We start from the raw sequence: 1,065 nt of genomic DNA on the forward strand, positions 1-1,065 counted from the left end.
TCGGCCTGCATCTGCTCGGCCAGCTTCATGGCCTCCTCGATCAGGGTCTCGACGATCTTCGACTCGGGAACCGTCTTGATCACCTCGCCCTTCACGAAGATCTGGCCCTTGCCGTTGCCCGAGGCGACCCCCAGGTCCGCCTCCCGCGCCTCACCCGGACCGTTCACCACACAGCCCATCACCGCCACCCGCAGCGGCACCTCCAGGCCGTCCAGACCCGCGGTGACCTCCTCCGCCAGCTTGTACACGTCCACCTGCGCGCGCCCGCACGAGGGGCACGACACGATCTCCAGACCCCGCTGACGCAACCCCAGCGACTCCAGGATCTGGTTGCCCACCTTGATCTCCTCCGCCGGCGGCGCCGACAGCGAGACCCGGATGGTGTCCCCGATCCCCTCCGCCAGCAGCGCCCCGAACGCCACCGCCGACTTGATCGTCCCCTGGAACGAGGGACCCGCCTCCGTCACCCCCAGGTGCAACGGGTAGTCGCAGGCCGCCGCGAGCTGCCGGTAGGCGTTGATCATCACCACCGGGTCGTTGTGCTTCACCGAGATCTTGATGTCCCGGAAGTCGTGCTCCTCGAACAACGAGCACTCCCACAGCGCCGACTCCACCAGCGCCTCCGGAGTCGCCCGCCCGTACTTCTCCAGCAGCCGCTTGTCCAGCGAACCCGCGTTCACGCCGATCCGGATCGGGGTGCCCGCGGCCTTCGCCGCCTTCGCGATCTCCCCCACCTTGTCGTCGAACGCCTTGATGTTGCCCGGGTTCACCCGCACCGCCGCACACCCCGCGTCGATCGCCGCGAACACGTACTTCGGCTGGAAGTGGATGTCCGCGATCACCGGGATCTGCGACTTGCGCGCGATGATCGGCAGCGCGTCCGCGTCGTCCTGCGAGGGCACCGCCACCCGCACGATCTGGCAGCCCGACGCGGTCAGCTCCGCGATCTGCTGCAACGTGGCGTTGATGTCCGAGGTCAGCGTGGTGGTCATCGACTGCACCGAGACCGGGGCGTCACCACCGACCGGAACGTTGCCGACCATGATCTGCCGCGAGTACCGCCGC

Annotated in this window: 1 protein-coding gene; it reads right to left on the reverse strand. The window is 68.4% G+C overall.

All coding sequences use genetic code 11. The annotated features are described in order from the left end of the window. On the reverse strand, positions 1–1,065 hold a 1,065-nt coding region (gene ispG / locus ABD323_RS41560), incomplete at both ends, for a flavodoxin-dependent (E)-4-hydroxy-3-methylbut-2-enyl-diphosphate synthase (protein WP_344447278.1).

This window comes from Kitasatospora nipponensis (assembly GCF_039528135.1).
Taxonomy (GTDB): domain Bacteria; phylum Actinomycetota; class Actinomycetes; order Streptomycetales; family Streptomycetaceae; genus Kitasatospora; species Kitasatospora nipponensis.